This is a genomic window from Sphingobium cupriresistens, assembly GCF_004152865.1.
GTDB classification, from domain to species: domain Bacteria; phylum Pseudomonadota; class Alphaproteobacteria; order Sphingomonadales; family Sphingomonadaceae; genus Sphingobium; species Sphingobium cupriresistens.
In genome coordinates, this window is record NZ_SEOO01000037.1 from 22,835 (window position 1) to 30,234 (window position 7,400).

Here is a 7,400-nt window from a genome sequence, read left to right on the forward strand (position 1 = left end):
CCGGGCCGCGCGAGGGGAGGGGGAAGGCGAGCGTGAGGCTCGCAGAACCGAAGGCACGCGACCCCGGCCGACCCGGCCTTCCCATTCCACGAGGAGATCCGTCTTGAGCACTCCAGAACCGAGCTGCGCCACGCTGCCGCTCTCGCGCATCGTCAAGGGCGACAATCCGCGTCGCTATTTCGACCGGAAAAAGCACGACGATCTCGTCGCTTCGATCCGCATTCGTGGCATCCTGCAGCCGATCCTGGTTCGTCCGGCACCCAGCTCGGACGATAGCTACGCCATCGTCGCCGGCGAGCGCCGGTACAGGGCGGCGCTGGAAGCGTTCGGTTCCGACGGCGAGGTGCCCGCGATCATCCGCGAGATGACCGACCAGGAGGCCCTCGAGGCGGCAATCGACGAGAACGACAATCGCGACGACGCCTCGGAGACGGAACAAGCGGACGCGGCCGTTCGCGTGCTCGCCGCATGCCGTAACGATCGCGCCGAGGCCGCGCGGCGTCTGGGCTGGTCGCGGGCCAAGCTCGATCGCCGCCTGGCGCTCGCCGAACTCTCCGAGGCGGTCAAACTTGCGCTCGACGAACGGCGGATCAAGGTCGGCCATGCTGAACTCCTCGCCGCGATCCCCGCCGACAAGCAGGACAAGGCCCTCGAGACCATCCTGGGCTCCGGTCTCGATGTCAGCAAGACCCGCGACCTCCTCATGCGCGTCACCCAGAATCTCGGCGCGGCGTGCTTCGACAAGACCGACTGCACCACCTGTCCGTTCAACTCGGCCGCACAGCGAACCCTGTTCGAAACCCATGTCGATGACGGCCATTGCACCAATCCGGGCTGCTTCCAGCTCAAGACCGAGGCGTGGGAAACCGCCCAACGCGAGGAGCAGGAGCGCGCCGCTGCCGCGGCCAAGGCAGCGGCGCCGCCGCCCGCAGACGACATCGAGGACGAGGAACAGGATGACGACGAAGACGACGCCATCGACCAGAGCCCGCCGGAAGCGGACGATCAGGAAGAGGCAGGCGACCGCGCCTCGCCTTCGGGCACGGCAGCCACGCCCGCATCCACGCCGCCCACTGTCGTTCAATCCAAGGGCAGTATAGTCCAGGCGCACAAGCCAACGGTCACCGTCAAGTCGATCGCCGGCCGCACCAGCGACCTGCGCGAGGCGACGTGGCGCACCGCGCTCGCCCGTGCGCTCGCCGGCAATGCCGCGCACGCCCAGACCGCGATCCTGGTCGCCGCGATGTCGGGCACGCTCTCGCAGATCAAACCGGAGACGCTGAAGGCCCGCGCCGGCCTGCTGGTGGGCGCCTCGTTCCCGGAGCTCGCCTACAGCGCCAAGATCGCGGAGATCCGCGCGTTGCCCGAGGCTCAGGCCGAGAAGGTGCTTTCCGCGATCGGCGCCGCTTATGCCAAGGATGTGCTCACCTTCGGCCATGTCGCCGACCTCGCCCGGACCTTCGACGTCGACCTGCGCGATGTCTGGCAGGTCGATAAGACATTCCTCGAGCGCTACACCAAGGACGAACTCAGGTTCATCGCCCAGGAGTGCGGCCTCGTCGCGCATGTAAGCGAAAAGGCGTTCGCCAAGCTGCTCAGTGCGAAGAAGGCCGACCTGATCGCTGGCATGCTCAACGCCACCGGCTTCGACTGGGCCGGCCGCCTGCCGAGCTCGATGACGCTCGACGGCCAATATGGCCCGCCCCCCGTGCCGGCCCAAGCCGAAGAGCCGCTCTCCCGACAAGCCGCCTGACCCGCTTCTCCAATCTCACACAAGGACCGAACGCCATGCTGATCTCCAGCCTTCTTCCTATGCTCGCCCGCTACTCGCTCGGCTTCGATCTTGTCGCCGGCGCCAACGACACGGTCACCCTGACCATCCTTCCGCGCAAGGCCGAAGGCGCAAAGGACAATCTCGAGGCCAGCGAAACCCGGCCGATCTCGATCACGGCGACCGCCGCAGAAATCGATGCGGAGCTCGCCCGGGGCCCTGACGGCGCGCTCGGCCAGCTCATCGCCTCGCGCCGCACCCTTGCCGATCAGATCGCGGAGCAGCGACAGGCTGCCGAAGCCGCACGGGCGGCCGCCGCCGAGGCAGCCAAAGCCAAGGCGGCTGCGCCCAAGACGCCCGCGCCTGCAGCCTCACCGAAGACGCCGGCTCCCAGCAGCCCGCCGGTCGATGCCAAGGCCGAGGAGCCCGCCAGCCTCTGGTGACGCGCCGCCCTTGAACTTCCCGATCACCACCAGCCCGGAAGGCCAGCCATGCAGATCAACCAGCTCACCCGCGCCTATCGCTACGACGGCATCGACCTGCCCGTGCCGCCGCACCTTGCGGACGACCGCCAAGCTCTGCGCGCCTATCATGCTACCCTCTACCCGGCGATTCTCACTGCCGAGGCGGTGGACGCCGGCGTGTCGGGCACCGCCCACGTCACCGAATATCGCCGCGCCGTCGGCACCAAGGGCTGATCGTGCCCTGCGGCAACGACGCGCCGATCCCCGCCGCACCGCGCAAGACGCTCCTCGAATGGATCGAGCACGACGATGGCAACACGAGCGAGTTCCCCCAGCCTTCCTGCAGCGCCCAGGCCAAGGCGCTTCACGCGCGGATCCTCCCCGATCCCGACAACGGCAAAGGCGAAGCGCCGGAGCCGCTCCAGCCTCCTCCCGGTCTCAGGCTCGCGCCCCTCGGTTGACCTCGCGGGGCGAACGGTCGCGTTATCGGCCGACATTCCCGCGACCTTCGACCAGCCCCTCAGCAATCACCACAAGCTGATCGGCCGCTGGGTCGCGGGGCGAGAGCCGAGCGCCAAGCAATACACCCGTGTGAGTGCCCGCCGCCGCATCGAGCAGGTTTTCAACGCTGCCGTGCTCGAGATCCTGGACCCGATCGAAATCGTCGACCTGCGGATCGCGGTCCTCACCGGCGAAGACGCCAACCCGCCGGCGATCGCGGTCGCGTGTGACAGCCTCGGACAGCTGGATCTCGGCTGGATCGAAACCGGCGAGGCGCCCACCCCCTGGCGTGCCGCGGCCTATGCGGCGCTCGGCGAAACCCTCGGCACCGCGCTCCCGATCTTCGGCTACCAGGACCTCTTCGACGAAATCTCCATGTATTACTGGGACGGGGAGATCGACGACGAGGGCGCGCGCCAGAGCCTGATCGCCTATCACGGCCTCAGCGCCGAGGAACTCGAAGAGCAGACCATGCCTTCGGAGATGAACGCGCGCCGGCCTGACTGGATGATCGGCGCGAACGCGGCGAAACCGGCCGCCCTTCCGAAGGGCCTGCGCGAGGCGCTCTGCCAGCTTCGCGACGCGCACAAGGCGCTCAAGCGGCTGCCATCGGACCGCAACGCCTGGCACTTCGATACCGACATTCTCTACGAATATGTGCCGGGGATCGAGGAATGCTCGTCCCTGCCGCCGTTGACGCTCGTGCCTTTCGATGAGTTCGCGCGCGAGCTCGACGATGTCGCCCGCCACGGCATGGAAATGGGCTTCATGGACGTCTGCGGCATCTGCCCGCTGCCCGATGTCAGCCGGATCGACGACTGGTTCGCAAGCCTGCGCCTCGGCGTCCAGTTCCTGCTCGCCGCCCAGGACCTCGTCCGCTTCGACCCACCCAATCCGTGAGGCCGTCATGTCCGATCACAGCAGCCACTTCGAAACCACTGGCGGCGGTCTCGTCCTGACCAACGCCGTTCTGCTCTATCAGGCGGGAACGCCCCGCACGCCCAGCCCTTATGGCGCTCCAAGGCCGGATGCGGCGGCCTTCGCCAGCATGCATGCCGTCGAGCACGATGCGGACGGGCGTCCGACGATCGCCGCCGGCGTGCCCCTGTCGCGGGCACAGCTGCGCCAATGGACAGAGGCGCTGGGCCGGACCGCGGTTCCAGAGATCCTGCCGGCCAATGTGCTTGTCTCCCACCCGGACGTCCTCGCCTGGTGGGTGCCGGAGCAGGTGCGCCAAGCCTATTTTGCGCTGTCGTCGCCCCCCGATGGCCTTCGGGCGCTCGCACGGCGCACTACCGTCGCGGTGCCATACCCGGCCCATCTGTTCGTCGCCACGCGCTCCGGCCTCGGCGTTTACGCGCTTGCCGCAAGCGAGCGCCCTGCCGCCGACACGCCGGTGCTCCATTCGCCGATCCTCAACGTCTTCATCCAAGGCCGGCTGTGCTGGGGCAACATCCCGAGGCCGAAAACACTGGGCGTTGCCGCCATCTCGGAATTCGAGCGCGCGGTGTTCGACAGCTGGTCAACTCACCCCAACCCCGGCCAGGAGCGGACGGTCACGGGGAAGGGCGGCCTGGTCAGGCTCTGGGACGATCTTGCCGCGCGCGGCGCGCGTCGTTTTCCGGTGAAGCGGCTCCGATCCTTCCATCCTGCCGCCGGCCAGCGGCAAGTCCGTCCCGCCGCTGATGCGGTCACGGTCGGTATGCTCGTTGCCGCAGCGGCAGGGAGATGATCATGATCGCCGAAGATCCGACCGCGGCGGCACTGCTCGCTGTCGTGCCCTGCTATCCGGTGCCATCGAGCGGTGGCTCGCCGGCACTCGACGCGCTTCGCGGCAGCCGTGCCGGCCACGGCCTTGCGGTGGGCAAGGATGGCGTAATGCTCATCCTGCGCCGGCCATGGCTTGCTCTCGATGCGCCGGTGACGCCGCCGATCGCCGCCTATCTTCCTTATGGCAGCATCGGGTCACCCAAGGCCGACCTGCGCTGCGGACTGATCCCTGGCGAGCATCTGGCTGCGATCCTCGATCACTTCCGGGCGGCTCTGCCCAACGAGGCTGCGGCCTTCATCCTCTGGAACGAGACGACCAACACGTTCGCGGTCGATTTTCCGGCAATCGACGACGCCACGCCGACACGCCTCGTCTATCGCCCCCCGGTCTGCGAGCCGGGCTGGCACATGGTCTGCGACATCCACAGCCACGGGCGGGGGCCCGCCTATTTCAGCGCGACCGACGATGCGGACGACGCCCACGCTACGAAAATTTCGCTCGTCATCGGCCGGCTCCACGATCCCGCTGGCCCGGTCATGGCAGCGCGGCTCTGCGCGGGCGGCATGTTCCTGGCCGTACCGCGCAGTCCATTTTCCGGAGACAATCCATGCAGCCTGAGAGCCCCAAGCGCCACTATCTTCCCGCCGCCTTCGACAACAGCGCTGTCCGAATCCTGCTCGTGGGATGCGGTGGAAACGGAGCGCAAATGCTGATGGGGCTCGCCTCGCTCGATACCGCATTGCGCGCAATTTCCTCACGCTCGCTCGAGGTCACCGTGGTCGACGAAGACATCGTCACCGAGGCGAATCTCGGCCGCCAGCCCTTCTACCGCTGCGATCTCGGCAATTCGAAGGCGAGGACGCTGACCGAACGGATCAACCTTGCCCATGGTCTGGCCTGGAAGGCGGTCCACGGCCGCGCACCCGGAGCGATCGGCGTCGACAACAGCCATGTGCTCATCAGCTGCGTCGACACGGCCTCGGCCCGCCGCGCGCTGGGCGCGGCGCTGCAGGATGCGCGGAACCCGCCCATCTATTGGTTGGACCTCGGCAACCGCGCCAGCGACGGCCAATATCTGATCGGATGCCCGGGCCGTGGAACCGGCCGCGACGATAATCGCCTTCCAACGGTGCTCGAGGCTTTTCCCGAACTCGCCGACGAGGGCCTGGCCGAAGACGATGCGCCCTCCTGTTCGGTCGCCGAGGCGCTCGAGCGCCAGTCGCTCTTCGTCAACCGGGTGCTTGCGAGCCACGCGCTGGCGCTCCTGTTCGATCTGCTCGGACGCGGGTCGATTGGCCACGCCGGCGCCTTCGTGAATCTTGCCACCGGGTACAGCGTTCCGATCCCGCTACCTATGAAGGTCGTTTCCCTGTGCTAAAGCAGGTGGCTCGCCACCCCTGTGAACGGTGATGGTCCGGTTGCGTCACCGCGCTCGGACCATAGCATTATTCTGCCGAGGCCGTTTCAGCAGGAGCGATTTCGACCGGTGCTGTCGGCGGGGTGTCAGCTTTCGTCGCACGGCTGCGCTTTGGCTTTGCAGGCTCGACAGCCGCTGCCGGTTTCCCTTTGCCGATGGCGGCCTTGGCGTTCGACGTTTTTGGCGAGGCCTTTGCAGGGGCTGCCTTCGCGCGCGGCCCGCGAGCGGGCGTCGCCTTCACTTGCGCAGCTTCGCTGGCAGTCGCTTCGGGCGTTGGGGCCGGCTCGCCTGCCGGCGCCGCAACGGTCTCGGCGACAGCGCTGGGCTTGCCCTTCCCGGCTACGGCATTGGGCTTCGCCTTAGTTGCCGGGGCAGAGGCATTCACTCGAGCCTTGCGCACCGGCGCGGGCACTTCCGCGACCACTTCCGCAGGCGCCACTTCGGCTGCCGGGGCTTCGCTGCCCGCCTCGGCTAGCGCCGGATTAGCGGCGACGTCCTTCCGCTTGCCGCCAAGACCAAGTTTCAGGGCGGCCTCCCGGCGCGCGGCGGAATAACCGGGTGCGACCATGGGATAGTCCGCGGGCAGATCATAGCGCGCGCGATATTCTGCGGGCGTCAGGCCGTGAGTCGAGAGATGGCGTTTCAGGGACTTATAAGGCTTGCCGTCGATCAGGCTCAGTATCTGATCGGGCGACGCAAGGCTTGCATCTACCGTCACCGCTGGCTTGAACTCGGGGGCTGGTGTCGGCGGCACAGCCGCTGGTTCAACTGACACCGGCGCGGACACTGTCTCTTCAGGGGCTGGCGACACCACTGGTGCATCGCCCAACAAGGCTTTTCGAGTTCCCTCGACCAGCGCGGGCAGTTCGCTGCTCGGCACGGTGTTGTTCGCAAAATAGGCGCTGAGCAGCGCCACGGTCAGAGACATCACGTCCGACTGTTCGGCCTCGGCCATGCAGGTTCCTTCTTTTGTTTGGATAGACTGGTCTTGACCCATGCGTGATTGCGCAAGCGTAAACAGATACGTGCCGTCATTCGGCGTGCAAGTCAAAGGGAGGGAGAAAGAAACTCATGGATGGCGTGGCGATTGGGCCGCGCAACTGTCTCATCGAGAAAATTTATGGCGGACAGCTTCGTTGAGGGGCTCTTTCTCCTTCACCTGCTCAAGCAAATGAAGCTGCATTGAGTGAAGAGCCTCTCACCAACGAAATCGAGGCGTCTCTTCCGGGCGCCTGACATTCTCCGCCCGCGAACGGCGGAAAACCAATCATCCGAGGAAATATGTAATGACCGACACCACTTCGTCGGGCGCGCCCGCGCGCCTCTATAGCCAGACCCCATATGACGATCGTCGGGTAGGCACGGCCCGTTGCCGGGCCGCACCCCCCTCAGAACCGGACTTGATAGTTTCCCATCATCCGGCTCAAGCCTTTCAGAAGCCCGGTATCACCCGAGCCAGCAGCACCCGGAACTAGG

9 protein-coding genes are annotated in these 7,400 nt (G+C 66.8%); 8 read left to right on the forward strand and 1 reads right to left on the reverse strand.

What is annotated here, in order from left to right; translation table 11 throughout:
- The first annotated feature begins 103 nt into the window (after positions 1-103).
- The 8 genes from EWH12_RS17710 (at position 104) to EWH12_RS17745 (ending at position 5,885) form a co-directional block, all read left to right on the forward strand.
- Positions 104-1,753, forward strand: coding sequence for a PRTRC system ParB family protein (locus tag EWH12_RS17710; protein ID WP_011950466.1), 1,650 nt, complete (start codon positions 104-106; stop codon positions 1,751-1,753).
- Positions 1,754-1,788: 35 nt separating this feature from the next.
- The gene (locus EWH12_RS17715) at positions 1,789-2,214 is read left to right on the forward strand and encodes a PRTRC system protein E (protein WP_011950465.1); all 426 of its coding nucleotides are present in this window, start codon (positions 1,789-1,791) and stop codon (positions 2,212-2,214) included.
- A 48-nt stretch (positions 2,215-2,262) separates the two neighbouring features.
- On the forward strand, positions 2,263-2,469 hold the full coding sequence (locus EWH12_RS17720; protein ID WP_041380136.1) for a PRTRC system protein C: 207 nt from the start codon (positions 2,263-2,265) through the stop codon (positions 2,467-2,469).
- A 2-nt stretch (positions 2,470-2,471) separates the two neighbouring features.
- On the forward strand, positions 2,472-2,696 hold the full coding sequence (locus EWH12_RS17725) for a hypothetical protein (RefSeq protein ID WP_129927365.1): 225 nt from the start codon (positions 2,472-2,474) through the stop codon (positions 2,694-2,696).
- Positions 2,697-2,826: 130 nt separating this feature from the next.
- Positions 2,827-3,636, forward strand: coding sequence for a hypothetical protein (locus EWH12_RS17730; RefSeq protein ID WP_230461523.1), 810 nt, complete (start codon positions 2,827-2,829; stop codon positions 3,634-3,636).
- Positions 3,637-3,643: 7 nt separating this feature from the next.
- Positions 3,644-4,468, forward strand: coding sequence for a PRTRC system protein B (locus tag EWH12_RS17735; protein WP_011950463.1), 825 nt, complete (start codon positions 3,644-3,646; stop codon positions 4,466-4,468).
- On the forward strand, positions 4,465-5,220 hold the full coding sequence (locus EWH12_RS17740; RefSeq protein ID WP_017183250.1) for a PRTRC system protein A: 756 nt from the start codon (positions 4,465-4,467) through the stop codon (positions 5,218-5,220). The genes EWH12_RS17735 and EWH12_RS17740 overlap by 4 nt, the downstream gene beginning before the upstream one ends.
- On the forward strand, positions 5,115-5,885 hold the full coding sequence (locus EWH12_RS17745) for a PRTRC system ThiF family protein (RefSeq protein WP_011950461.1): 771 nt from the start codon (positions 5,115-5,117) through the stop codon (positions 5,883-5,885). Before EWH12_RS17740 ends, EWH12_RS17745 begins: the two co-directional genes overlap by 106 nt.
- Positions 5,886-5,952: 67 nt before the next feature.
- Here the strand turns inward: EWH12_RS17745 and EWH12_RS17750 are convergent, their stop codons facing one another.
- Positions 5,953-6,879, reverse strand: coding sequence for a Ros/MucR family transcriptional regulator (locus EWH12_RS17750; protein ID WP_011950460.1), 927 nt, complete (start codon positions 6,877-6,879; stop codon positions 5,953-5,955).
- Positions 6,880-7,400: the final 521 nt, after the last annotated feature.